The sequence below is a fragment of the endosymbiont of Lamellibrachia barhami genome (assembly GCF_011947365.2).
GTDB lineage: Bacteria > Pseudomonadota > Gammaproteobacteria > Chromatiales > Chromatiaceae > QGON01.
On sequence record NZ_JAAVSH020000001.1, the window covers coordinates 1,240,389 to 1,240,966 of the forward strand.

At 62.8% G+C, this 578-nt stretch carries 1 protein-coding gene; it reads right to left on the reverse strand.

Annotated features, from left to right (window positions below; translation table 11 throughout):
* Positions 1–578: Calx-beta domain-containing protein (locus tag G9Q73_RS05615; RefSeq protein WP_281397558.1), on the reverse strand; the 578-nt coding region annotated here is incomplete at both ends.

Here is a 578-nt window from a genome sequence, read left to right on the forward strand (position 1 = left end):
GGACCCGCCTCGGAGAGGCTGAAGCTGGCGCCGTTCAGCTCGATGACACCCGCTGGTGGGGTCGCATCATCTTCCAGGATGGTCACCGGCGCCGAGAACTGAAGGCCCAGGCTGGCACCACCGGTCACGTTACTCAGTTGCAGGGTGAACTGCTCGTCACCCTCCCAGGTGGTATCGTCCACCGGGGTTACCATGATCGTCTGCGTCAGCACACCGTCCAAAAAGGTCAGGGTTCCGTTCACCGGATCGAAATCCGCCGGTGAGGTCGCCGTGCCGTTCACGCCGGTGTAGTCCACCGTCACCGTTCCGAAACTGCCGCCGCTGCGGTTGACCGTGATCTCCAGTGCCGGACCCGCCTCGGAGAGGCTGAAGCTGGCGCCGTTCAGCTCGATGACACCCGCTGGTGGGGTCGCATCATCTTCCAGGATGGTTACCGGTGCCGAGGACTGAACACCCAGGCTGGCACCGCCAGTCACGTTACTCAGTTGCAGGGTGAACTGCTCGTCACCCTCCCAAATGGTATCGTCCACCGGGGTCACCATAATCGTCTGCGTCAGTACGCCGTCCCCAAAGGTCAG